Source organism: Geodermatophilus sp. SYSU D00879 (assembly GCF_054050375.1).
The window spans coordinates 215,219-237,192 of the sequence record NZ_JBJGZF010000004.1; the positions used below are offsets into that span (position 1 = coordinate 215,219).

23 protein-coding genes are annotated in these 21,974 nt (G+C 76.4%); 12 read left to right on the top strand and 11 right to left on the bottom strand.

What is annotated here, in order from left to right; genetic code table 11:
* The first annotated feature begins 81 nt into the window (after positions 1 to 81).
* Positions 82 to 2,196 (top strand): LCP family protein, encoded by a 2,115-nt coding sequence (locus ACI79B_RS08285; RefSeq protein ID WP_456927566.1) that lies wholly within the window; start codon positions 82 to 84, stop codon positions 2,194 to 2,196.
* Positions 2,197 to 2,407: 211 nt separating this feature from the next.
* Here the strand turns inward: ACI79B_RS08285 and pstB are convergent, their stop codons facing one another.
* The 6 genes from pstB to ACI79B_RS08315 all read right to left on the bottom strand — a co-directional run bounded on the left by pstB (position 2,408) and on the right by ACI79B_RS08315 (position 8,425).
* The gene (gene pstB, locus ACI79B_RS08290; protein WP_456927567.1) at positions 2,408 to 3,187 is read right to left on the bottom strand and encodes a phosphate ABC transporter ATP-binding protein PstB; all 780 of its coding nucleotides are present in this window, start codon (positions 3,185 to 3,187) and stop codon (positions 2,408 to 2,410) included.
* A 28-nt stretch (positions 3,188 to 3,215) separates the two neighbouring features.
* Complete coding sequence (pstA, locus tag ACI79B_RS08295) at positions 3,216 to 4,295, bottom strand: phosphate ABC transporter permease PstA (RefSeq protein ID WP_456927568.1); 1,080 nt, start codon at positions 4,293 to 4,295, stop codon at positions 3,216 to 3,218.
* Positions 4,295 to 5,248 (bottom strand): phosphate ABC transporter permease subunit PstC, encoded by a 954-nt coding sequence (gene pstC / locus ACI79B_RS08300; protein ID WP_456927569.1) that lies wholly within the window; start codon positions 5,246 to 5,248, stop codon positions 4,295 to 4,297. Before pstC ends, pstA begins: the two co-directional genes overlap by 1 nt.
* Positions 5,249 to 5,351: 103 nt before the next feature.
* Positions 5,352 to 6,476: a phosphate ABC transporter substrate-binding protein PstS gene (gene pstS / locus ACI79B_RS08305; protein ID WP_456927570.1), complete on the bottom strand. Its 1,125-nt coding sequence runs from the start codon at positions 6,474 to 6,476 to the stop codon at positions 5,352 to 5,354.
* A 243-nt stretch (positions 6,477 to 6,719) separates the two neighbouring features.
* Positions 6,720 to 7,658 (bottom strand): mycothiol synthase, encoded by a 939-nt coding sequence (gene mshD / locus ACI79B_RS08310; RefSeq protein ID WP_456927596.1) that lies wholly within the window; start codon positions 7,656 to 7,658, stop codon positions 6,720 to 6,722.
* Complete coding sequence (locus ACI79B_RS08315) at positions 7,655 to 8,425, bottom strand: winged helix-turn-helix transcriptional regulator (RefSeq protein WP_456927571.1); 771 nt, start codon at positions 8,423 to 8,425, stop codon at positions 7,655 to 7,657. Before ACI79B_RS08315 ends, mshD begins: the two co-directional genes overlap by 4 nt.
* 99 nt (positions 8,426 to 8,524) lie before the next feature.
* Between ACI79B_RS08315 and ACI79B_RS08320 the strand changes: the two genes are divergently transcribed.
* The 7 genes from ACI79B_RS08320 to ACI79B_RS08350 all read left to right on the top strand — a co-directional run bounded on the left by ACI79B_RS08320 (position 8,525) and on the right by ACI79B_RS08350 (position 13,123).
* On the top strand, positions 8,525 to 9,322 hold the full coding sequence (locus ACI79B_RS08320; protein ID WP_456927572.1) for an alpha/beta hydrolase family protein: 798 nt from the start codon (positions 8,525 to 8,527) through the stop codon (positions 9,320 to 9,322).
* Positions 9,319 to 10,152 carry a hypothetical protein gene (locus ACI79B_RS08325; protein WP_456927573.1) on the top strand — a complete coding sequence of 278 codons (834 nt, stop codon included), beginning with the start codon at positions 9,319 to 9,321 and terminating at the stop codon, positions 10,150 to 10,152. The genes ACI79B_RS08320 and ACI79B_RS08325 overlap by 4 nt, the downstream gene beginning before the upstream one ends.
* Positions 10,153 to 10,158: 6 nt before the next feature.
* Complete coding sequence (locus ACI79B_RS08330) at positions 10,159 to 10,848, top strand: LmeA family phospholipid-binding protein (RefSeq protein ID WP_456927574.1); 690 nt, start codon at positions 10,159 to 10,161, stop codon at positions 10,846 to 10,848.
* Between the two features lie 45 nt (positions 10,849 to 10,893).
* Positions 10,894 to 11,331 carry a thioredoxin family protein gene (locus tag ACI79B_RS08335; RefSeq protein WP_456927575.1) on the top strand — a complete coding sequence of 146 codons (438 nt, stop codon included), beginning with the start codon at positions 10,894 to 10,896 and terminating at the stop codon, positions 11,329 to 11,331.
* Positions 11,332 to 11,516: 185 nt separating this feature from the next.
* Entirely contained in the window at positions 11,517 to 11,954 is a 438-nt protein-coding gene (locus ACI79B_RS08340) for a DUF4395 domain-containing protein (RefSeq protein ID WP_457000103.1), read from the top strand.
* 36 nt (positions 11,955 to 11,990) lie between these two features.
* Positions 11,991 to 12,824, top strand: a complete 834-nt coding sequence (locus ACI79B_RS08345) for a sulfurtransferase (protein ID WP_456927577.1) — start codon at positions 11,991 to 11,993, stop codon at positions 12,822 to 12,824.
* A gap of 2 nt (positions 12,825 to 12,826) precedes the next feature.
* On the top strand, positions 12,827 to 13,123 hold the full coding sequence (locus ACI79B_RS08350) for a DUF1416 domain-containing protein (RefSeq protein ID WP_456927578.1): 297 nt from the start codon (positions 12,827 to 12,829) through the stop codon (positions 13,121 to 13,123).
* 89 nt (positions 13,124 to 13,212) lie between these two features.
* On the opposite strand, the gene ACI79B_RS08355 is transcribed toward ACI79B_RS08350, so the two are convergent.
* Both ACI79B_RS08355 and ACI79B_RS08360 read right to left on the bottom strand, forming a co-directional pair.
* On the bottom strand, positions 13,213 to 14,445 hold the full coding sequence (locus tag ACI79B_RS08355; protein WP_456927579.1) for a PP2C family protein-serine/threonine phosphatase: 1,233 nt from the start codon (positions 14,443 to 14,445) through the stop codon (positions 13,213 to 13,215).
* Between the two features lie 107 nt (positions 14,446 to 14,552).
* Positions 14,553 to 15,290 (bottom strand): DUF4184 family protein, encoded by a 738-nt coding sequence (locus tag ACI79B_RS08360; RefSeq protein ID WP_456927580.1) that lies wholly within the window; start codon positions 15,288 to 15,290, stop codon positions 14,553 to 14,555.
* Between the two features lie 66 nt (positions 15,291 to 15,356).
* On the opposite strand from ACI79B_RS08360, the gene ACI79B_RS08365 reads away from it, so the two are divergent.
* The 3 genes from ACI79B_RS08365 (at position 15,357) to ACI79B_RS08375 (ending at position 17,794) form a co-directional block, all read left to right on the top strand.
* Complete coding sequence (locus ACI79B_RS08365) at positions 15,357 to 15,503, top strand: hypothetical protein (RefSeq protein WP_456927581.1); 147 nt, start codon at positions 15,357 to 15,359, stop codon at positions 15,501 to 15,503.
* A gap of 66 nt (positions 15,504 to 15,569) precedes the next feature.
* Positions 15,570 to 16,106 (top strand): FABP family protein, encoded by a 537-nt coding sequence (locus tag ACI79B_RS08370; protein WP_456927582.1) that lies wholly within the window; start codon positions 15,570 to 15,572, stop codon positions 16,104 to 16,106.
* Entirely contained in the window at positions 16,103 to 17,794 is a 1,692-nt protein-coding gene (locus tag ACI79B_RS08375) for a DUF885 domain-containing protein (protein ID WP_456927583.1), read from the top strand. The genes ACI79B_RS08370 and ACI79B_RS08375 overlap by 4 nt, the downstream gene beginning before the upstream one ends.
* Here ACI79B_RS08375 and ACI79B_RS08380 read toward each other — a convergent pair.
* Positions 17,791 to 18,474, bottom strand: coding sequence for a TetR/AcrR family transcriptional regulator (locus ACI79B_RS08380; protein ID WP_456927584.1), 684 nt, complete (start codon positions 18,472 to 18,474; stop codon positions 17,791 to 17,793). The genes ACI79B_RS08375 and ACI79B_RS08380 overlap by 4 nt on opposite strands.
* Positions 18,475 to 18,603: 129 nt before the next feature.
* Between ACI79B_RS08380 and ACI79B_RS08385 the strand changes: the two genes are divergently transcribed.
* Positions 18,604 to 19,536 (top strand): NAD-dependent epimerase/dehydratase family protein, encoded by a 933-nt coding sequence (locus ACI79B_RS08385; protein WP_456927585.1) that lies wholly within the window; start codon positions 18,604 to 18,606, stop codon positions 19,534 to 19,536.
* Between the two features lie 2 nt (positions 19,537 to 19,538).
* On the opposite strand, the gene ACI79B_RS08390 is transcribed toward ACI79B_RS08385, so the two are convergent.
* On the bottom strand, positions 19,539 to 20,237 hold the full coding sequence (locus ACI79B_RS08390) for a hypothetical protein (protein WP_456927586.1): 699 nt from the start codon (positions 20,235 to 20,237) through the stop codon (positions 19,539 to 19,541).
* Positions 20,238 to 20,582: 345 nt separating this feature from the next.
* Positions 20,583 to 21,932, bottom strand: a complete 1,350-nt coding sequence (nhaA, locus tag ACI79B_RS08395; protein ID WP_456927587.1) for a Na+/H+ antiporter NhaA — start codon at positions 21,930 to 21,932, stop codon at positions 20,583 to 20,585.
* Between the last annotated feature and the right edge of the window lie 42 nt (positions 21,933 to 21,974).

The following is a 21,974-nucleotide window of genomic DNA, read 5'->3' on the forward strand; positions in this document are numbered from 1 at the left end:
GCGCAACCGGTCGCGGGTGCTCTCCGCCCGTATCGTTGAGTACTGCCGCGCGTGCGGTGTGCAACGGCACGGACCACGACGATGGGATCGACAGCGGTGCGGGACGAGCGGGGGGACGACCGGGCCGAGGGCGGCGACGCGCCCGGTCCGGTGACCGTCGAGCAGTTGCTCGCCCGCCAGGGCGGCGCCACCGGCCGCCGCGCCGCGCGCCGCACCGGTGAGGTGCCCATCCCGCTGGAGCCCGGCGAGTCGCTGCCCCCGCACCGCGGGCCGAAGCCGCCCGTGCCCGGCACTGCCGCCGCGCCACCGGCCGCCGCGTCCCCGGCCGCCGAGGAGCCCCGCCGCGGGCTGCCGCCGGTCCCCGCCGCGCCGGCCGGCGTGCAGCACTCCCGCCCGGTTCCGCCGCTGCCCGGCACGCCACCGGCGGGCGTCCCGCGCCCCGTCGCGGTCCCGCCGCTGCCCGGCACGCCACCGGCGGGCGTCCCCCGCCCCGTCGCGGTCCCGCCGCCGGCCGGCGTGCAGCACTCCCGCCCGGTCCCGCCGCTGCCCGGCACGCCCCCCGTGGTCGTCCAGTACTCCCGCCCGGTCCCGCCGCTGCCCGGCCGCCCCGCGCACCCGCCGATCCCCGGCCTCGACGGCCCGGCGATGTCCGGCGCCGGCAGCAGCCGCCGGCCCGTGGCCCCCCGCCCGCCGCGCAGCCCCGGCCGCCGCCGGCTGGTCCGCGCCGCCGTGGTCCTCGGCGTGCTGTTCGGCCTCGTGGTCGGCTACCACGCCGGCCTGTACGCCTACGTCGACCGCAGCATCGCCCGCGTCGCCGCCCTCGCCCCCGAGGGGCCGGAGGTGATCGCCCCGCAGCTGCAGGACGGGTCGACCACCTACCTCGTCGTCGGCACCGACCTCCCCGGCACCGACGGGCCGGCCTCGGTCACCACGCTGCTCGTGCACGTCGCCGCGGACGAGGAGCGCGCCGTCCTGGTCAGCGTCCCGCCGACGGCGTGGGTCGACACCCCCGCCTGCCGGACCGACGACGGCGCCGCGCGCGAGCCCGTCTCCGAGGCGTTCGCCGCGTCGCTGCTGGTCGGCGGGCCCTCGTGCATGGTCCGCGCGGTGCAGCAGCTGTCCGGGCTGCGCGTCGACCACTACCTCGCCGTCGACCTCGGCCGCCTCCCGGCGATGGTCGACGCCGTCGGCGGGGTCAGCGTCTGCCTGCCCACCGCCGGTCCCGCCGACGCCGCCTCGGCCGCGCCGCTGCCGGCCGGCACGTCGGAGCTGACCGGGGCGCAGGTCGGCCGCTACCTCGCGCCCGGCGACGCCGGCTCCGACGTCACCGGGGTCGCCGCCGCCGAGCGCACCCAGCTGCTGCTGTCGGCCACGCTGCGCTCGGCGCTGACCGTCGGGACGCTGGCCAACACCTACGACCTCACCCGCTTCCTCACGCGGTCCGCCGACGCGCTCACCGTCGACGAGCAGACGACGCTCGGCGATCTCCGCACGCTGGCCTCGGCGCTCGGCGACCTCGAGGGCGACGCGGTGCAGCGGGCGAGCCTGCCGGTGGCGCAGGTCGGCTACGTGCCGGCCGGCAGCGACCAGGCGTACGTGCTGCTCGACGGCCCGGCCACCCGCACGCTGTTCGACGACGTCATCGAGGACAGCACCGTGCCCGCCGAGCTGGCCACCCCGGTCGCCGCGGCGGCCACCGCACCGGCGGACCCAGCCGCGGCGGGGACCCCGGTGGAGACCCCGGCAGCCGACCCCGCCGCCACCGCGCCCGAGCAGCCGCCCGCCAGCCCGGCCGCCCAGCCGCTCACCGTGGCGCCGGCCGCCGTCACCGTCGACGTCCTCAACGGCACCGCCACCACCGGGCTGGCCTCGACCGTCGGCGACCTGCTGCGCCAGCAGGGCTTCACCGTGGGCGAGGTCGGCAACGAGCGCGGCACGGTCAACCAGACCGTCGTCCGGCACGGCCCGGGGGTGGTCGAGCAGGCGCGCACCGTGGCCGCCGCCGTCCCCGGCGCCGTCCTGCAGCCCAGCGACGCCATCGGCGACACCGTCCAGCTGGTCCTCGGCCCCGGCTACACCGGCGTCGTCCCGGTGCAGGTGCCCCCCGCCCCGGCCGTGGCCGCCGCGCCTCCGGCTCCCGAGACCCCGGCGGCGCCTTCCACGACGCCCGCCCCCGCCGCGCCCGTCAGCTGCTGACCGGGGTGCCCCGCCGGGTGGGGCTCCGTGCAGCCGCTCGTGCTCTGGTCCGCATCGGGGGCAGCGCACGAGCGGGCGCAGGGCCGGATCCGGACGCCGGACGGACGCGGGCCCGGTCAGCAGCAGCCGACCGGGCCCGCGGACGGTCGAGGCCCCCTCGCAGGGTCCCGCCGCGAGCTCGCGTGCGGCGGGTGGCGAGGGGGTCCTTCCCTCACCCGAAGCGGCCGGAGATGTAGTCCTCGGTCGCCTTCTGGTCGGGGTTGCTGAAGATCTTCTCGGTCGGGTTGAACTCGATGAGCCGGCCGGGCTGGCCCACGCCGTTGAGGTTGAAGAACCCGGTGGACTGGCTCACCCGCGCCGCCTGCTGCATGTTGTGCGTGACGATGACGATGGTGAACCGCTCCTTGAGCTCGGTCATCAGGTCCTCGATGGCCAGCGTGGAGATCGGGTCCAGGGCCGAGCAGGGCTCGTCCATGAGCAGCACGTCGGGCTCGACGGCGATCGCGCGGGCGATGCACAGTCGCTGCTGCTGACCGCCCGACAGGCCCGAGCCGGGGCGGCCCAGCCGGTCCTTGACCTCGTCCCACAGGTTGGCGCCGCGCAGCGAGCGCTCGACCAGCTCGTCGGTCTCGGACTTCTTCATCCGCTTGTTGTTGAGCCGGTTGCCGGCGATGACGTTGTCGTAGATCGACATCGTCGGGAACGGGTTGGGCCGCTGGAAGACCATGCCGATCTGCCGGCGGACGTCGACCGGGTCGGTGTCGGCGCCGTAGAGGTCCTGGCCGTCCATGACGACCTTGCCCTCGACGCGGGCGCCGGGGATGACCTCGTGCATGCGGTTGAGCGAGCGCAGGAAGGTCGACTTCCCGCAGCCCGACGGCCCGATCAGCGCGGTGATGCTGCGCGGCTCGATGGAGACGTTCACGCCCTCCACGGCGAGGAAGTTGCCGTAGTAGATGTTGAGGTCGGAGACCTCGATGCGCTTGGCCACGGGGGGATCCTCCGGGTCGGGGGGTCGGTCAGCGACCGGTCTTGGGGGCGAAGAAACGGCTGATCAGGCGGGCCACGACGTTGAGGACCATCACCAGGATGATGAGGACGAGTGCCGCCGTCCAGGCCCGGTCGAGGAACGCCTGGGTGTCGGTACCCGGCTGCGTGAGCTGGTAGTAGGCGAACACCGGGAGCGTCGCCATCCGTCCGTCGAACGGGTTGAGGTTCGTGCCGGTGATCAGGCCGACGGTGATGAGCAGGGGCGCGGTCTCGCCGACGACGCGGGCCACGGCGAGGGTGATGCCGGTGCCGAGGCCGGCGACGGCGGTCGGCAGGACGACCTTGACGATCGTCCGCCACTTGGGCACGCCCAGGGCGTAGCTCGCCTCGCGCAGCTCGTTGGGGACGAGCTTGAGGACCTCCTCGCAGGAGCGGACGACGACCGGGATCATGAGCACCGAGAGGGCCGCGGACCCCATGAGGCCGAGCCGGACGTCGTTGCCGAACAGCAGCGTGAACAGCGCGAAGGCGAACAGGCCGGCGACGATCGACGGGATGCCGGTCATGACGTCGACGAAGAAGGTGATCGCCTTCTTCAGCCGGCCGGTGCCGTACTCGACGAGGTAGATCGCGGTCAGCAGGCCGATCGGCACCGAGATCACCGCGGTCACCGCGGTGATGATCAGCGTGCCGAGGATCGCGTGGTAGGCGCCGCCGCCCTCACCCACGACCCGGAACATCGAGTTGGTGAAGAACACGGCGTCGAAGCGGGCCAGGCCCTTCTCGAGCACCGTGTAGACCAGCGACACCAGCGGGATCATCGCGATCGCGAAGGCGGTGGTCACCAGCGCGGTGACCAGGCGGTCGGCGGCCTTGCGCGACCCCTCGACGACCCGGGACCCGACGTACACGGCCAGGGTGCCCAGGACGGCGCCGTAGATCACCGTCAGCGCCACGCTGAAGCCGGTGAGCGCCGACAGGAGCGCCCCGACGGCGATGCCGGCGGCGTAGAGCCCCAGCGGGGCGAACCGGGGGAGGCGGGAGCGGCGGGGGACCGGGCCGGACGGGTCGGGGGCGACCTGCAGCGTCGACTGCGTGGAGGTGCTCATCAGTTGGCTCCGGAGAAGTCGGCGCGCCGGTTGACGATCCAGCGGGCGAGCATGTTGACCGCGAGGGTGATGACGAACAGCACCAGGCCGCTGGCGATCAGGGTGTTGATCCCCAGCCCGGTGGCCTCGGGGAAGCGCAGGGCGATGTTCGACGCGATCGTCGAGGGGTTCGAGCTGCTGATCAGGTTGAGCGTGGCTGCGGCGCCGCCCGACAGCACGATGGCCACCGCCATCGTCTCGCCGAGCGCGCGGCCCAGGCCCAGCATCGCGCCGGCGATGACGCCGGACTTGCCGTAGGGCAGCACCGCCATCTTGATCATCTCCCAGCGCGTCGCGCCGAGGGCGAGCGCGGCCTCGCGGTGCAGCGCCGGGGCCTGGCTGAAGACCTCGCGGGAGATGGCCGAGATGATCGGCAGGATCATGACCGCGAGCACCAGGCCGACGGTGAGCATCGTGCGGCCGCTGGTGGAGGCGGGACCCGCGAACAGGGGGATCCAGCCCAGGTTGTCGGCGGCCCAGACGTGGAACGGGACCAGCGCCGGCGCGAGGACCGCGAGCCCCCAGAAGCCGTAGACGACGCTCGGGATGGCCGCGAGCAGGTCGATCACGTAGCCGAGGCCGGCCGCGATGCGGCGGGGCGCGTAGTAGGTGACGAAGAGCGCGATGCCCACCGCGAGCGGCGTGGCCACGACCAGGGCGAGGACGGCGCCGAGGAGCGTGCCCAGGACCAGCGGGGCGATGTAGCTGCCCAGCCCCTCGCCGCCGGGGATGTCCTCCGCCGGCGCCGTGAGAGCGGGGACGGCCTCGCTGATGAGGAAGGCGGCCACGCCCGCGAGCACCAGCAGGATGAAGATGCCGGAGCCCTTGGCGCTGCCGGCGAAGATGCGGTCCCCCGCCCGGCGCACGGCGCGCTGCTGCGACGGGGGTGGGGTCGGGGCCTTCGTGGCGGTCACCGTTGCTCCGGGGTCGATCGGTGGTGCGGGGAGCCCGTCTCCGGGCGGGGCGGCGGCCCGGGGCGTCGGTCGACCCCCCGGGCCACCGGGTGTGGGTGCTGTGTCAGCCGGCGGCCACGATGGCGTCGACCGCGGGCTGGGCCTGCTCGCGCAGGGTGTCGGAGATCGGCGCGCTGCCGGCGTTGTCGGCGGCGGCCTGCTGGCCGTCCTCGCTGATCACGTAGGACATGAAGGCCTTGACGTTGTCGGCGGTCGCCTGCTCCTCGTACTCGACACAGCCGATGTGGTAGCTGACCAGGACGATCGGGTACTCGCCCGATCCCTCGGTCTGCCGGTTGACCTCGATGGCGAAGTCGTACTGGCCACGGCCCTCGACCGCGGGGGAGTTCTCGACGACGGCCGCGGCGGCCTCGGCCGACGGGGCGACGAAGTCCTCGCCTACGCCCACGTTGGCGACACCGAGGTCACCGGCGCGGCTGGCGTCGGCGTAGGTCACGGCACCGGCCGTGCTCTCGACGACGCCCACGACGCCGGAGGTGCCGTTGGCGGCCTCGCCACCGGGCAGCGGCCACACGCCGTCGGGCTCCGAGGTCCACACGTCACCGGCGGTCTGGAACAGGTAGTCGGTGAAGTTGTCCGTGGTGCCGGAGTCGTCGGCGCGGTGCACGGGGGTGATCGCCGTGTCGGGCAACTGGGCGTCCGGGTTGGCCTCGGCGATCGCCGGGTCGTTCCAGGTGGTGATCTGGCCGGTGAAGATGCGGGCGATCACGTCGGGCGTGAGGTCGAGGGAGTCGACGTCCTCGAGGTTGAAGACCACCGCGATCGGCGAGATGTAGTTCGGCAGCTCGAAGACCTCGCCGCCACCGCAGCGCTCCTGCGCGGAGGCGAGCTCCTCGTCGTCCAGCGCGGCGTCGGAGCCGGCGAAGTCGGCCCGGCCCTCGATGAACTGCTCGCGGCCCGCGCCGGAGCCGGCCGGGTCGTAGCTGAACTGGACGTCGGGGTACTCGCCCTCGAAGCCCGCCTGCCAGGCCTCCATGGCCGCCTGCTGGCTGCTGGCGCCGGCGCCGACCAGGTCGCCGCTGAGCTCGGCGGCGCCCGCGCCGCTACCGCCGCCGCTGCCGCCCGAGGAGCCTTCGGACTCGTTCGCGGCGCCACACGCGGCGAGCGTGAGGGTGCTGGCCAGTGCCGTGCTGAGGACGACGGCGCGCGACCGGGTGCTGAGCTTCAAGCCAGTGCCTTTCCGGAGGTGCCCGGACCTCGATGCCGGGCAGGGGAGGACCAACGGAAGGGGACGGTAGGCAGCCCAGGTGGCCGGTCCCGGGTCGCTCGATGAACGCCCGGTGAACGCGAACCGAGCCTTTGTCGACCGGGTGAGAACAGCATCACGTCCGGCAGGTGAACCCGCGCGTTTCAGGTGGCGGCGGGCCGTCCCGGTGCGGCAGAAATGGGCGTTTGTGCCGGGGATCCGGAGTCAGGGGACGCGGCGCCAGGAGACGTCGACGGCGTACCGCGTGAAGCCGGTCCGCTCGTAGAGGGTGACCGCCGCGGTGTTGTCCTCCTCGGTGTAGAGGAGCACCTCGTCCAGGCCGCGGGCGCGCAGGTGCGCCAGGCCGCGCCCGGTCAGCGCCCGGCCGAGCCCGAGCCCCTGGGCGTCGGGGTCGATGCCCAGCACGTACACCTCACCGACGGCGTCCGGGCCGGCGTCGCCGGGCGGGTGCACCTTCGTCCAGTGCGCGCCGAGCAGCGTGCCGCCGGCGTCGGGGTCGCCGCGCCAGGCCAGCAGGAAGCCGGCCGGGTCGAACCAGGGCTCGGCCTCGCGCAGCCGCAGGTCCTCCGGCGTCCAGGCGCCCTGCTCGGGGTGGGCGGCGAAAGCCCGCGCGTTGAGCCGCAGCCAGGCGGCCTCGTCCCGGCCGGGGCGGAAGGCGGCCACGGACACGTGCGGCGGCAGCGGGGCGGGCGCGTCGAGGTCGGCGTCGGTGAGCGGGCGGCGCATCTGCAGCAGCACGCGCGCCCGGGTGTAGCCGCGGGCGCCGGCCAGCGCGGTGGCGGCCGCCAGGTCGCCGTGCGCCCAGACCCGCAGCGGCCGGCCGGCGGCGAGCCCCTCGAGCCGGGTCAGCAGCGCGCCGCCCACCCCGCGCTCCCGGGCCGCGGGTGCGACGACCAGCTCGGCCTCGGCGTCCCCGGTGCCGTCGCCGAGCTCGAGCCGGGCGTAGCCGGTCAGCCCGCCGTCGTCGTCGGTGACGACGACGTCGCGGCCGCCGGGCGGTCCGCCGTGCTGCAGCCGCAGCTCGGCCTCCTCCGACAGCGGCCGCACGCCGTCGGCCGCCGCGGCCGCCCGCAGCAGCGCGAGGACGGCAGCGGTCCGCGCGGGGTCGAGCCCGGCGGAGTCGGAGACGGCGGCGGCGCTCAGAGCAGCGGGGCGGTGGTGGGGGAGGCGTCGGCCACCGTGTTGGCCGACCGCTCGGCCTCGGCGCGGGCGGCCGCGGCGGTCGCGTCGGCCACCTGCTGGTCGAGCTTGTAGCCGACGTTGCGGACGGTGCCGATCAGCGCCTCGTGCTCGGTGCCGAGCTTGGCGCGCAGCCGCCGCACGTGGACGTCGACGGTGCGGGTGCCGCCGAAGTAGTCGTAGCCCCAGATCTCCTGCAGCAGCTGGGCGCGGGAGAACACCCGGCCCGGGTGCTGGGCGAGGTACTTGAGGAGCTCGAACTCCTTGTAGGTGAGGTCGAGCGGGCGGCCGCGCAGCTTCGCCGAGTAGCTGTGCTCGTCGATGACCAGCTCGCCGGCCTGGGTGACGCCGCCGTCGGCGCCGTCGGCGGGCGTGGTCGCGGCGAGCCGGCGGGCGGTGGCCCACTTGAGCCGGGCGTCGACCTCGGCCGGGCCGGCGGTGTCGAGCAGGACGTCGTCGACGCCCCAGTCGGCCGACAGCGCGACCAGCCCGCCCTCGGAGAGGACCGCGACCAGGGCGGAGGCCACCCCGGTCGAGGACAGCAGGCTGCACAGCGTGCGGGCCTGGATGAGGTCGTGGCGGGCGTCGACGAGCACGACGTCGCCGGAGTCGCCGTCGAGCAGGCTCGACAGCTCGGGGGCCACCACGCGGACCTGGTGGCCGAGCAGCCCCAGGGCGGGCAGCACCTCGGTGGTCGCCTGACGCGCCGCGGTCATGAGCACGAGTCGCATGTCGTCTCCTCGGGGAGGGCATCGACGGCGCTGTCGAACCGAGACCGCAGGATAGCCGACGTGCGTCCCGTTCCCTCCGAGGTCACCCGAGCGCGTCCGGTGACGGTCCGCACCGAGGACGGCGTGCGGCTCGCGGGCGTCGTCGTCCCGGCCTCGACGCCGGCCACGCGCCTCGTCTTCGTCGTGGCGCACGGGTTCACCAACTCGACCGCCTACCCGCCGTTCCGGCGGATGGCCGGCTGGCTGTCCCGGTTCGGCGAGGTGCGCGCGCTGGACTTCCGCGGGCACGGCCGCTCCGGCGGCGGCACGGGGGCCGGGGGCGACGACGAGCTGCGCGACGTCGACGCGGCGGTGGCCGCCGCGCGGGCCGACGGCGCGGGCGCGGTGGTGACCCTCGGGCTGTCGATGGGCGGCGGCGCGGTGCTGCGGCAGGCGGCGCACGGCCGGCACCGGCCCGACGCGGTGGTCGCCGTCAGCGCGGTCAGCCGCTGGTACGTCCGCGACACCCCGCCCATGCGCCGCGTGCACTGGCTGCTGGAGACGACGCTCGGCCGGCGGGCCGGCGCGCGCCTGCTCGGCGTCCGCCTGGCCCCGCCGTGGGAGACCGTGCCGTCCTCGCCGCTGGAGGCGGTCGCCCGGATCGCGCCGACGCCGCTGCTGCTCGTGCACGGCGACCGGGACGCCTACTTCCCGCTCGAGCACGCCCGCGCGCTGGCGCGGGCGGCCGGCCCGACGGCGACCGCGTGGGTGGTCCCCGGCTTCGGACACGCCGAGAGCGCCCTCACCGCTCCGCTCGTCGAGCGCGTCGGGCGCTGGGCGTCTGCGACGATCGGGGGCGAGTGGGACGTGCCGGCGCCGACGGGGACGCCGGGCGGTCCCGGGCAGGAGGGGACGTGACCACGGCGCTGGACTCCCCGCCGGCCGCCCGCGCGCGGCACGCCGCCGCGGCCGTCGTCGCCGGCGCCGCCGTCGCCCTGGTGCTGCTCGCGCCCGACCTGCTCGGGGAGCGCGGCCGCCTGGCCGCCGTCCTCGTGCTGCAGGCCCTCCTCGTGGCGGGCTGGGTGGCCGCCACGGCGCCGGCCGGGGCGGCGGGCGTCGCGGTGATCGGGGCCGCGGCCGCCGTCGGCGCCGACCTCGCCGTGGACCTGCTCGCTGCCGACGCCGACCGGCCCGGCCCGGGGCTGCTGCTGGCCGTGGTCGGGCCCGCGCTGATCGTCGCGGTGCTGCACCAGATGCTGCGCCGGCCGCCGCGCACCGACGTCGTCGGCTCGCTGGGCAGCGTGGCGGTGCTGGTCACCGCCGTGTGCGCGCTGGCGCTCCTGCTGCTGCCCGACGTCGCCGGCGACGACGGCGAGGTCGCCGCCACGCCGCTGCTGGCCGCCGGCGCCGCGCTGGTCGTCGCGCACCTCGCCGACGCCGTGCTGCCCCGCCCCGCGGTGGCCCCCGGCGCCGACCGCGGCGTGGCGGGGCTGCTGCTCGCCGTGGCGACCGGGGTCGTCGTCACGCTGGTCGCGCGCGGCACCGGCGGGACGGCCGACGTGTTCGGTGGCATCGCGACCGGCCTGGTGCTCGGCCTGGTCGCGGGGCTCGCCGGGACCGCCGCCTCGTTCGCGGTGGGCGACGCCGGGGAGCGGCGCCGCGGTGCGGCCGTCGCCGGGGTCGCGGTCGAGGCCGTGCTGCCGCTGGCCGTCTGCGCGCCGGTGCTGCTGGCCCTCGCCGCCGTCTGAGGCCCGGTGCGCGCGCTCCTCGTCGTCCTCGCGCTGGTCGTCGTCCTCGCGCTGGTGGCCGACCCGGTCGCCGAGGGCGTCGCCGAGGACCGGGTCGCCGAGGCGCTGCGGGACGCCGGCGGGCTCGCCGGGACGCCCGACGTCGACGTCCGGGGCTGGCCGTTCCTCACCCAGGCGGTGTCGGGGACCTACGACGACGTCCGCATCTCGCTGACCGCCGCCGAGCTCCGGCAGCCGGAGGGGACCACCGCCGACGTCCGGCTGCGCGGGGCGCACGTGCCGCTGTCCGACGCGCTGTCGGGGTCGGTGCGCGAGGTGCCGGTGGACCGGGTCGACGGCACGGCGACGCTGTCCTACGCGCTGCTCGCGCAGCAGCTCGGCGGCGACACCACCGTGGCCCGCGAGGGCGACGGGCTGCGCGTCACCCGCACCGTGGAGGTGCTCGGCTACACCGTCCCGCTCACCGCCGTGGGCACGGTGTCGCTGGACGGCCAGGACCTCGTGGTCGACGTCGAGGAGGCCGACGCGGCCGGCGTCGACGTGCCCGACGTCGTCGTCGACCGGGCGGACGACCTGCTCGACCTGCGCTACCCGGTCGAGCTGCCGTTCGGGCTCCGGCTGACCGGCCTGCGCCCGGCCGACGCCGGCGTCGAGGTCACCGCCGAGGCCACCGACACGGTGCTGCGCGCGCCCTGACCCCGCCCGGGAATGCGCACCGGACCGGTCGGGTTGGTGCGGGGGATGAGCGGGACCGGCCTGGCGGTGCTCGCCGTGGCGCTCGTGCTGACCGCCGCGGCAGCCTGGTGGCTGCGCACCCGCGATGGCCGGCTCAGGACGGAGGAGGCACCCGTGGGCGGACCGACCGCGGTCCTCGAGGGGCTCGGCGTCCGGCCGGGCGAGGCGGACCTGACCGTCGTCCAGTTCTCCACCGCGTTCTGCGGGCCGTGCCGCACCACCCGCGCCCGGCTGCAGCACCTGCAGGCCACCCGGCCGGGCCTGGCGTACGTGCACGTCGACGCCGAGAGCTCCCTGGAGGCGGTCCGCGAGCTCGACGTCCGGCGCACCCCGACGCTGTTCTACCTGGACCGGTCGGGCCGGCTGCTGGGCCGCAGCAGCGGCGCCCCGCGCCCGGAGGAGCTCACCGCCCTGGTGGACGCGCACACGGGCACCCGGTCGTGATCGGCTACCCTCGCCGCATGGGCACCCTGCTGACCTCGCGCCGCACAGTGGACCTGTGCCGCGTCGGCAGCGCCCAGTGTCCGGGCTGCTGATCTCCGGCCCCGCTACAGGGGCCCACCGCGAGCGTGCGAGCGGTGGGGGGTAGCGGGGTCCTTCAACTGACCGCCGTCCGGAGAGCCCCGTCGATGTCCCTGAGTCCTGCCCGCACGGTCGACGTGCGCGGCCCGCGTGTCGCCGCGTGGGTCACCAGCGCCGTCCTGGCCGTCGTCCTGCTGACCGCGAGCGGGTGGCTGGCCGCCGCCCAGGCGGTCGTCTTCGCCGTCGGCGCCGCCGCCGGCCTGCGGTACGCGCCGTACGCGGTGCTGTTCCGCACCCTGGTCGCCCCCCGGCTAGGGCCGGCGCGGGAGCGCGAGCCCGAGGAGCCGGTGCGCTTCGCCCAGCTCGTCGGGTCCGTGTTCGCCGCCGTCGGCGCGGCGGGGTACCTGCTCGGTGCGCCGGTGCTCGGCGCCGTCGCCACCGGGCTCGCCCTCGTCGCGGCCCTGCTCAACGCGGCCACCGGGTTCTGCCTGGGCTGCGAGCTGTACCTGACCGTCCGGCGGGCCCGTCCCGCCCGCACCGCCTGACCGTCCGCACACCCACCACAGGGAGGAAGACCCCCCATGAGCCGCAACGACGTGCTCGTCACCGCCGACTGGGCGCAGGAGAACATCGGCGCCCCCGGCATCGTCTTCGTCGAGGTCGACGAGGACACCAGCGCCTACGACAAGGGCCACATCGAGGGCGCGGTCAAGCTGGACTGGAAGACCGACCTGCAGGACCCGCTGCGCCGCGACTTCGTCGGCAGGGAGCAGTTCGAGGAGCTGCTGTCCGCCAAGGGCATCGGCAACGACGACACCGTCGTCCTCTACGGCGGCAACAACAACTGGTTCGCCGCCTACGCCTACTGGTACTTCAAGCTCTACGGCCACGACCAGGTCAAGCTCCTCGACGGCGGCCGCAAGAAGTGGGAGCTCGACAGCCGCCCGCTGTCCGCCGACGCCGTCGCGCGCCCCGCCACCCAGTACCAGGCGAAGGAGCCCGACACCTCCATCCGCGCCTTCCGCGACGAGGTCGTCGCCGCGATCGGCCAGCAGAACCTGGTCGACGTCCGCTCGCCCGACGAGTTCGCCGGCAAGCTGGTCGCCCCCGCCCACCTGCCGCAGGAGGGCGCGCAGCGTCCCGGCCACATCCCGACCGCGGTGAACGTGCCGTGGAGCAAGGCGGCCAACGAGGACGGCACCTTCAAGAGCGACGACGAGCTGCGCAAGCTCTACGCCGACGCCGGCCTCGACGACTCCAAGGACACCATCGCCTACTGCCGGATCGGCGAGCGCTCGAGCCACACCTGGTTCGTGCTGCGCGAGCTGCTCGGCCACCAGAACGTCAAGAACTACGACGGCTCGTGGACCGAGTACGGCTCGCTGGTCGGCGTCCCGATCGAGAAGGGGGCCTGAGCATGTGCGGCGCCCCGAAGCAGGGCGGTGCCCTCGCCGGGATCGACCTGGACACCCAGACGGTGATCCAGGGCCAGGTGTGGCACGACGGCGCGCCGGTGGCCGGGGCCTACGTCCGGCTGCTCGACGCCACCGACGAGTTCACCGCCGAGGTCGTGACCAGCCCGGAGGGCGAGTTCCGCTTCTTCGCCGCCCCGGGCGCGTGGAAGCTCCGCTCGCTGGCCCCCGTCGGCCGCGGTGAGCGCGTCGTCGAGGCCGAGGTCGGGCTGACCGAGACGACCGTCGTCCTCGAGAAGTAGTCCGCGCGCACGGCGCCCCTCCCGGCTGCGGCCGGGAGGGGCGCCGTCGTGTCCGGGGCCGGTCGCGTCGGGGCCGGTCGTGCCCGGCGTCAGGACATGCCGGGCGGGAGCCGGTGGGGGCCGGCCTCCGGGGGGCGTGGCCGGTCCTCCGGGAACGCGCGGACGGCGACCAGCGCGACGTCGTCGGCGCCGGCCGTGGGCACCATCCGGGCCAGCACCGTGTCGCACAGCTCCTCCAGCGGGACCTCGCCGAGGTCGCGCAGGGCCTCCCGCAGCGCCGCCAGCCCGGCGTCGAGGTCGGCGTCGCGGCGCTCGACCAGGCCGTCGGTGACGAGGAGCAGGGTGTGCCCGTCCTCGAGCTCGGCGGTGTGGTCGGTGCGCCGCGTGTCGGGGTCGACGCCGAGCATGCGGTCGGGGCGGGTCTCCAGCAGCGTGGTGGTCCCGTCCGGGGCGAGCAGGACCGGCGGGAGGTGGCCGGCGTTGCTCCAGCGCAGCACGCGGGTCCCGGCCACCGGCACGTCCGGGTGCCGCTCGACGCGGGCGAGCGCCACGGTGGCCAGGGTGCCCACCGCCAGGCCGCGCGCCGCGCGCTCGGTCCGCGTCAGCGTCGCCGACGGCGGCTCCTGCTCGTCCCAGGCCAGCGCCCGCAGCAGCCCGCGCAGCTGGCCCATCGCCGCCGCGGCGTCGCTGTCGTGGCCGACGACGTCACCGATCACCAGCACCGTCGCGCCGTCGGGCTGGAGGAAGGCGTCGTACCAGTCGCCGCCGACCCGGGCGCCGTCGGCGGCCGGCCGGTAGCGGACGGCGATCTGCATGTGGTCCGGCTCCGGCGGCGGCGTGAGCAGCGCCTGCTGCAGCCGGTCGGACAGCGCCCGCTGGACGGCGGCCTGCTCGGTGACCCGCCGCAGCTCCTCGGCCTGCCGGCGGGCGGCGAGCCGGTCGGTGAGGTCGCGGAAGGAGACGACGACGCCGGTCACCCCGCCGTCCTCCACCATCGGCACGGCGATGAGCTCCACGGGCACCGGCGTGCCGTCGGTCCGCCAGAACACCTCCGCGTCGGCGGCCACGGTCCGGCCGGACCGCAACGCCTGCCAGACCGGGCACTCCTCGCGGGGGTACGGGGAGCCGTCGGGCCGCCGGTCGTGCATGAGCTCGTGCTGGTCGTGACCGAGCTGGTCGGCGGCGGGCCGGCCGGTGATCCGCTCGGCGGCCGGGTTGACGAACTCCACCCGCCCGGCCCGGTCGAGGCCGTAGATCCCGTCGGCGACGGTCGCGAGCACCCGTTCGTGGCGGGCCGCCGTCCGGGCGAGCTCGGCCTCCACCTCGTGCAGGGAGGCGCCGTCCGCCGTGGTCCGTGGGTCGATGACGCCGTCCTCCTCCGCTCCGCCGGGACCTGACCCCTCCAGCGTGCCCGACGCGCGCGGGGGCCTCAGGAGCGGGCGGGGCGCCGCCGCGCGGTCCAGGCCAGCGCCAGCAGCACGGCGACGCCGAGCGCCGCGCCGCCGCCGGTGAACGCCGCGGCGACCCCGGCCGACCGCAGGTCGGGCGCCCCCGCGGCCGCGACCGCGCCGGCGGTTGCCGCCGCGCCCGCGAGCACGGCCCAGGGCAGCCACCAGCGCGGGTGCACCGCCGCGGGCCCGGCGGGCGTGCGCCGCCACCACCGCGCCAGCCAGACCAGCAGGACCAGCGCGCCGGCGGCCCCGCCGAGGTCCTGCGCCCACGCGTGGCCGGGGTAGCCGGCCCACGAGCGGGCCAGCGCGGGCACGTGCTCGGCGCCCCACCGCCCGGGGTGGGTGAACGCGTCCCAGACGACGTGCGTGGCGGCGCCGGCGGCCAGCGCGGCGACGACGCGGAGGACGTCCCCTGGCGAGCGCAGCCGCCGGCGCAGCCCGGGCGCCGTCGCGGCCGGCAGCCGGGCGGCCAGGGCGCGCGGTGCCCGGGACAGCGCCGGCCGCGACAGCAGGCCGTGCCACAGCGCCCACAGCAGCGCCCCCAGCGCGACGTCGGTGCTGACGACGGCGAGCGCGGTGTGCGTGCGCACGCCGAGGTCGACCGGCAGGTAGAAGGGCAGGTCCGGGGCGAGGCTCCCCGCGACGAGCGCCGAGGCGGGCAGGCCGGTCCGCAGCAGGGGCAGCACCGCGGCGGGGTGGCTTCCCGTGAACGGCACGGCGCCATCCTCCCCGCGGCGGCGGGTCCCGCGGCGCAGCGCCGGGCGGGTGCCTACCGTGGCGTCGTGGTCGCCGCCTGGGTCCTCGTCGCGCTCGCCGTGCTCCTCGCGGTCGCGTGCGGCCTCGCCGCCCGGCGGCTGGCCCGGCGGCCGGCCGAGCGGTCCCGCCGCGTGCCGCCGTCGCCGCCGGGGCGGCCCGCCCGCGGCCGCTGACCGCCGCGGGAGCGCAGGTCGGGGCCGGGCTACGGTGGCGGGCATGTCTCCCCGGGACGCCGGCCGGTGACCGGCCCGACCGAACTGCCCGTCGCCGACACCGTCGACGTCCGCGAGGGCCCCGAGGTGGCGCACGGCCTGCTGTCGGTGCTGCCGCTGCTGGGGGAGTGGCACGGCGAGGGCGTGCTCGCCGGCGGGGACGCCGGTGACCGGCGCTTCGGCCAGTGGATCCGCTTCGCCCACGACGGCCGCGACTTCCTCGCCTACGAGTCCCGCACCTGGCTGCTCGGCGACGACGGCCGGGTCGAGGGCCCCGCGTCCCGCGAGTCCGGCTTCTGGCGGCCGCGGGGCGAGGACGACGTCGAGCTGCTGGTGACCAGCGCCGAGGGCGTGCTCGAGCTGTACGTCGGCCGCGCCCGCACGACGACGAGCTGGGAGCTCACCACCGACGTCGTCGCGCGGACCCAGGACGCCCCGGACACCACCCGCGCCGTGCGGCTGTACGGGATCGTGGACGGGGCGCTCATGTACGCCGTCGACCGCGCCGGCGCGGACACGCCGCTGCGACCCACCATGTCGGCCCGGCTGGAGCGCCTCCGGTGAGCGGCGCCCCCCGCGAGGTGGCCGACCGCTACGTCGACGCCGTCTGCGAGCTCGACCCGATCGTCGCGACGTCGCTGGGCACCCGGCCCGGCGACGACCGGCTGCCCGACCCCAGCCCCGCCGGCCTCGAGGCCGAGGCCGAGCTCGCCCGCGCCACGCTGGCCGAGCTCGACGCCGTCCTCGCCGCCGACCCGGCGCTGGACGAGGACCCGATCGAGCGCCGCTGCGCCCGGCTGCTGCGCGAGCGGCTGGGCGCCGAGCTGGCCGCGCACGAGGCCGGCGAGGGCTTCCGCGCGCTGTCCAACCTGTTCAGCCCGGTGCACTCGATCCGCCAGGTCTTCCTGCTCATGCCGACGGCGACCGACGACGACTGGAGCGTGGTCGCCCGCCGGATGGCCCGGGTGCCCGAGGCCTACCGCGGCTACCTCGACACCCTGCGCGAGGGCGCCCGGCGCGGGCTGTTCGTGGCGCCGCGGCAGGTGTCCACCGTCGTCGGCCAGCTCGGCGAGTGGCTGTCCGGGCCGTTCTTCGGCGGGCTGGCCGCCTCCGGCCCCGACGCGGTGCGCGGTGACCTCGACGCCGCGGCCCGCGCGGCCGACGCCGCCGTGGCCGAGGTGCGCGACTTCCTGCGCGACGAGTACCTCCCGCGGGCCGAGGGCACGCCGGACGCCGTCGGCCGGGACCGCTACGCCGTCGCCGCCCGCCGGTGGAACGGCTCGGACCTCGGCGCGGGGCAGGGCCTGGAGGAGGCCTACGCCTGGGGCTGGGCCGAGCACCGGCGGCTGCTGGCCGAGCAGCGGGCCGAGGCGCGGGCGCTGCGGCCGGGCTCCTCGCCGAAGGAGGCGATGGCGTGGCTCGGTGAGCACGGCCCCGCCGTCGACGGCGTCGAGGCGATCCGGCAGCGGCTGCAGGCGATGATGGACGAGGCGATCGCCGCGCTCGACGGCACGCACTTCGACCTCGCCGAGCCGGTCCGCCGGGTGGAGGCGATGATCGCGCCGCCCGGCAGCGCGGCGGCGCCGTACTACACCCGCCCGGCGCAGGACTTCTCCCGGCCCGGCCGCACCTGGCTGCCCACGCTGGGCCGCGAGCGGTTCCCGCTCTGGGACCTCGTGTCGATCTGGTACCACGAGGGCGTCCCCGGCCACCACCTGCAGCTGGCGCAGTGGGCCTACGTCTCCGGCGACCTGTCCACCTACCAGACGTCGCTGGGCTCGGTCAGCGCCAACGTCGAGGGCTGGGCGCTGTACGCCGAGCGGCTCATGGACGAGCTCGGGTACCTCACCGACACCGGCGCCCGGATGGGCTACCTCGACGCCCAGCAGCTGCGCGCGATCCGGGTGGTCATCGACATCGGCATGCACCTGCGGCTGCCGGTCCCCGGCGACGCCGAGGGCGTGCTGGCCGGGCACCGCGGGCAGCCGTGGACGCCGGAGCTCGCGCGGGCGTTCGCCGGCGAGCACCTGGGCAGCGACCCGGCGTTCCTCGACAGCGAGCTGATCCGCTACCTGGGCCTGCCCGGTCAGGCGATCAGCTACAAGCTCGGCGAGCGCGCCTGGCTGGCCGGGCGGGCGGCGGCCCAGCGGGCGCGCGGTGCCGACTTCGACCTGAAGGCCTGGCACATGGCGGCGCTGTCGCAGGGCTCCCTCGGCCTCGACGACCTCGAGGCGGAGCTGGCCGCGCTCTAGCCCGCGCCCAGCCCGACCAGCGCCCCCAGCTCGGCCACCGCGCGGGCGAAGTAGGCGTCGGCGTCCTCGACCGACCCGGCGAGGTGGCCGAACAGCTCGAAGCTGACCGTGCCGTACAGCGCGCTCCAGGCCAGCAGGGCCCGCACCCGGACGGCGTCGTCGATGCCCGGGGCGTCCTGGCCCAGGATCTGGACCGCCACGTCGCCGAGCAGGCCGGGCACGCGGCCGCCGTGCCCGTGCAGCCGGCCCGCCCGGGCGGCGTCGCCGAGGACGCGGCCGAGGACGACGCCGACCCGCGACGCGGCCGGCACGGTGTCGCGCGGCGCGGTGTAGCCGGGGACGGGGGAGCCGTACAGCAGCGCCCACTCGTGCGGGTGGGCGCGGGCCCGGTCGCGCACCGCCGCGCACACCGCCGCCCAGCGCCGTTCCGGCGTCGCATCCGGGTCGTCGGCGGCCTCGGCCGCCTCCCCGAGGGCGTCGTAGCCGTCGATGATCAGCCGGGTGAGCAGGTCGTCGCGGCTCGGGAAGTACCGGTACACCGCCGACGACGCCATGCCCAGCTCCCGCGCCACCGCGCGCAGCGACAGCCCGGCCGCCCCGACCTCGGCCAGCTGCCGGCGGGCGGCCTCGGTGATCTCGGCGGTCAGCTCGGCGCGGACGCGCTCGCGGGCGGTGGGCACGCCGCCATGCTCCCCGACGAGAGCGCCGCACACAAGAGAGAGCGCTGCTCTTGACAGTCGCCCGCCCGGTGGGAGAGCGTCGTCCTCGAACGAGAGCACTGCTCTCGTCGGAGCGACGAGGAGATCGCCGTGGCACTGCACGTGATCGTGGGCAAGGGCCCCGTGGGCACGACGACGGCGGAGCTGCTGGCCGCCCGCGGCCACCGGGTGCGGGTGCTGTCGCGCAGCGGCGGCACCGCCACCGGCGCGGTCGAGCACCGCCGGGTGGACGCCGCCGACGCCGCGGCGCTGACCGCCGCCACCGAGGGCGCCGCCGCCCTCTACAACGCGGTCAACCCCGCCTACCACCGCTGGACCACCGACTGGCCCCCGGTCGCGGCGGCCCTGCTCACCGCGGCCGAGCGGACCGGGGCGGTGCTCGTGACGATGGCCAACCTCTACGTCTACGGCCGGCCCACCGCGCCGATGACGCCGGAGAGCCCGCTCGCCGCCACCGACACCAAGGGTCGCGTGCGGGTGGCCATGTGGCGCGAGGCGCTGGCCGCGCACGAGGCCGGCCGGATCCGGATGACCGAGGCCCGCGCCGCGGACTTCGTCGGGCCGCAGGTGCCGGCCGCCCAGTCGCACCTGGTGCGCCAGCTCCCGGCGCTGCGCCGCGGCCGCCGCGCCTGGGTGGTCGGTGACCCCGACGTCCCGCGCAGCTGGGCGTACCTGCCCGACGTCGCCGCCACGCTGGCAACCCTCGGCACCGACGAGCGGGCTCTGGGCCGTGCCTGGCACGTGCCGAGCACGCCGCCGCGCTCCCAGCGCCGGGCCCTCGGCGACCTCGCGCGGGCGATGGGCCGGGAGCCGGTGCCGGTCAGCGGCATCCCGTGGCCGGTGCTCCGCGTCGCCGGGGTGCTGTCTCCGGTGATGCGGGAGGTCCTCGACGTGCGGCACCAGTTCGACCAGGAGTACGTGGTCGACGCGACGGCGACCACGGCGGCCTTCGGCCTGACCGCCACGCCGTGGGACGAGGTGGTCGCGGCGACCGTCGGCGCGCCGGAGCCCGCGCGGGCCTGAGCTCAGGCCCGCGGCGGCACGGCGTTGACCGGGTCGCTGTCGGGCGTGACCGGGTCGGCGGGGCCCGCCGGGGCCACCTCGAGCCGGGTGGCCAGCAGCGCGTCGACGGCGGCCACCCCCGCGCCGACGTAGGTGCTGGTGAGCGCGGGGTCGGTGACGACGCACCAGGCGCGGTCGGCCGGCCACCACAGCGCGGCGCTCTGCTCGTACGGCTCGGGGGCGAAGTTGCTGGCGGCCCGCTCCGCCGGCCCGCGGGTCAGCAGCAGGTCGGCGCGGGGCAGGCGCAGCCGGGGCAGGTCGGCGGCGCCGCCGTCGTCCCAGCCGAACCAGCACTCGCCCGGCGTCGTGGTCTGGTCCCCGAGGACCGCGGCCAGTTCCCGGGCGACGTGCGCGACCAGGTGGCCCTCGGCGGGGGCGTCGTTCCACAGCCCGGGCTGGTCGGCCTCCCCGAGGTACTCCCAGGAGCCGGTGACGCCGGGCCACTGCATGAGGCGGTGCGCCCGCGTGCCGTTGGCCGCGGCCACCTCGTCCCACCGGACGTGCACGTCGACGTCGCCGTCGTAGCGGACGGCGGGGTGGAAGACGCGGGCGTAGGCGGGGAAGCGGGCCGGCAGGAGCGCGGCCACGGTGTCGGGGGGAGCGGCGCGGACGGCGTCGGTGATCCAGCGGCCGGCCGGCGCGGAACGCCCAGCGGTCTGCACGGCCGCCGTTCCTCCCTCTCAGCGCGCTGGGCCGGTCCGTGCCCAGGGACGGACAACCCCCGGGCCGCTCCGCGGCGCCACCTCGGGGAGGCGGCAGCGCACGGGCCGACTGGACAAGTGTCGGCAGCCCGGGGGTCGGGTGACTGTCCGGTTCTCGCTCGCCGCCGTACGACGGACGGGCGATCGTGCCGTCGTTCGGATTCCACTCCGAACGGGCGGCCCATCTGGACGGCGGCTAGCGGACAGCCACCTCACGAGTCCGATAAGAAATCAATTGTTCGGACCACCTCCCCTCTCGTGTACCTCGACGGTACGTCGCAGTTCCGGGGTCGGCAACGACGTTGTTCAGCCGTCGGCGGAACCCCTGCGCAGCCCCGGGGCACCGGGCGTGTCGGGGTCGCGCTGGTAGACGTCGGGGATGCCGTCGTGGTCGGCGTCGACCGCCTCCAGCGCCTCGATGCGCCGGTAGCGGCGGTTGCGCAGCCGCAGCACCACGCTCGCCAGCAGCGCCGACGCCAGCGTGCCGACGAGCACGCCCACCTTCACGTGGTCGTCGCGCTCGCTGCCCACCCCGAACGCCAGCTCGCCGATCAGCAGCGAGACGGTGAACCCGATGCCGCCGAGCAGCGCCATGCCGACGAGATCAGGCCAGCCCAGCTCGTCGGCGAACTCGGCCCGGGTGAACCGGGTGACCAGCCAGGTGGCCCCGGCGATGCCGGCGACCTTGCCCACGACCAGGCCGACGACGATGCCGAGCGCGACCCGGTCGCCGAGCGACTCGACCAGCCCGGACAGCCCGCCCACGGTCACCCCGGCGGCGAAGAACGCGAAGACCGGCACGGCGACGCCGGCCGAGATCGGCCGGAACCGGTGCTCCAGGTGCTCCGCGAGGCCCGGCCCCGCGCCCGGGCCACCGGCCGCCTCGCTGCGCACCACCGGGACCGTGAACGCCAGCAGCACGCCGGCCACCGTGGCGTGCACGCCCGACTCGTGGACGAACACCCAGGTGAGCAGCGCCAGCGGCAGCAGCAGCCACCACGAGCGGACCCGCTTCTGCACCAGGACGCCGAACACCGCGAGCGGCACCAGCGCCAGCGCCAGCCACCCCACGGCGAGCGACGACGTGTAGAAGACCGCGATGACCGCGATGGCCAGCAGGTCGTCGACGACGGCGAGGGTGAGCAGGAACGTCCGCAGCGCGCTCGGCAGGTGGGTGCTGATCACCGCCAGGACGGCGAGGGCGAAGGCGATGTCGGTCGCCGTCGGGATCGCCCAGCCGCGCAGCCCGCCGTCGCCGCCGAGGTTGACCAGCGTGTAGAGCGCCGCGGGCACGACCATCCCGCCGACCGCCGCGGCCACCGGCAGCACCGCTCGGCGCGGGTCGCGCAGGTCGCCGGCCACGAACTCGCGCTTGAGCTCGAGCCCGGCGACGAAGAAGAAGACCGCCAGCAACCCGTCGGCGGCCCAGGTGCCGAGGGTCAGGTCCAGGTGCAGGGAGGCCGGCCCCACACGGGTGTCGCGCAGGGTCTCGTAGGACTCCGCCCACGGCGAGTTCGCCCACACCAGGGCGACGACGGTGCCGATCAGCAGCAGGACGCCGCCGACGGTCTCCTTGCGCAGGACGTCGGCGATCCGGCTGGCCTCGGTCCACGAGCCGCGGCCGAAGACGCGGGTGGACCCGTGCGGGGTGGTCATCGGGCGGCTCCTGGGGGAGGGGTCGGGTACGACGCCGCCGAC

Excerpts from the sequence above, each read along its gene's own strand:
- ACI79B_RS08285 (WP_456927566.1), top strand. The coding sequence starts at position 82 with ATGGGATCGACAGCGGTGCGGGACGAGCGGGGGGACGACCGGGCCGAG.
- pstA (WP_456927568.1), bottom strand. The coding sequence starts at position 4,295 with ATGAGCACCTCCACGCAGTCGACGCTGCAGGTCGCCCCCGACCCGTCC.
- ACI79B_RS08315 (WP_456927571.1), bottom strand. The coding sequence starts at position 8,425 with ATGCGACTCGTGCTCATGACCGCGGCGCGTCAGGCGACCACCGAGGTG.
- ACI79B_RS08335 (WP_456927575.1), top strand. The coding sequence starts at position 10,894 with ATGAGCGGGACCGGCCTGGCGGTGCTCGCCGTGGCGCTCGTGCTGACC.
- ACI79B_RS08340 (WP_457000103.1), top strand. The coding sequence starts at position 11,517 with ATGTCCCTGAGTCCTGCCCGCACGGTCGACGTGCGCGGCCCGCGTGTC.
- ACI79B_RS08345 (WP_456927577.1), top strand. The coding sequence starts at position 11,991 with ATGAGCCGCAACGACGTGCTCGTCACCGCCGACTGGGCGCAGGAGAAC.
- ACI79B_RS08350 (WP_456927578.1), top strand. The coding sequence starts at position 12,827 with ATGTGCGGCGCCCCGAAGCAGGGCGGTGCCCTCGCCGGGATCGACCTG.
- nhaA (WP_456927587.1), bottom strand. The coding sequence starts at position 21,932 with ATGACCACCCCGCACGGGTCCACCCGCGTCTTCGGCCGCGGCTCGTGG.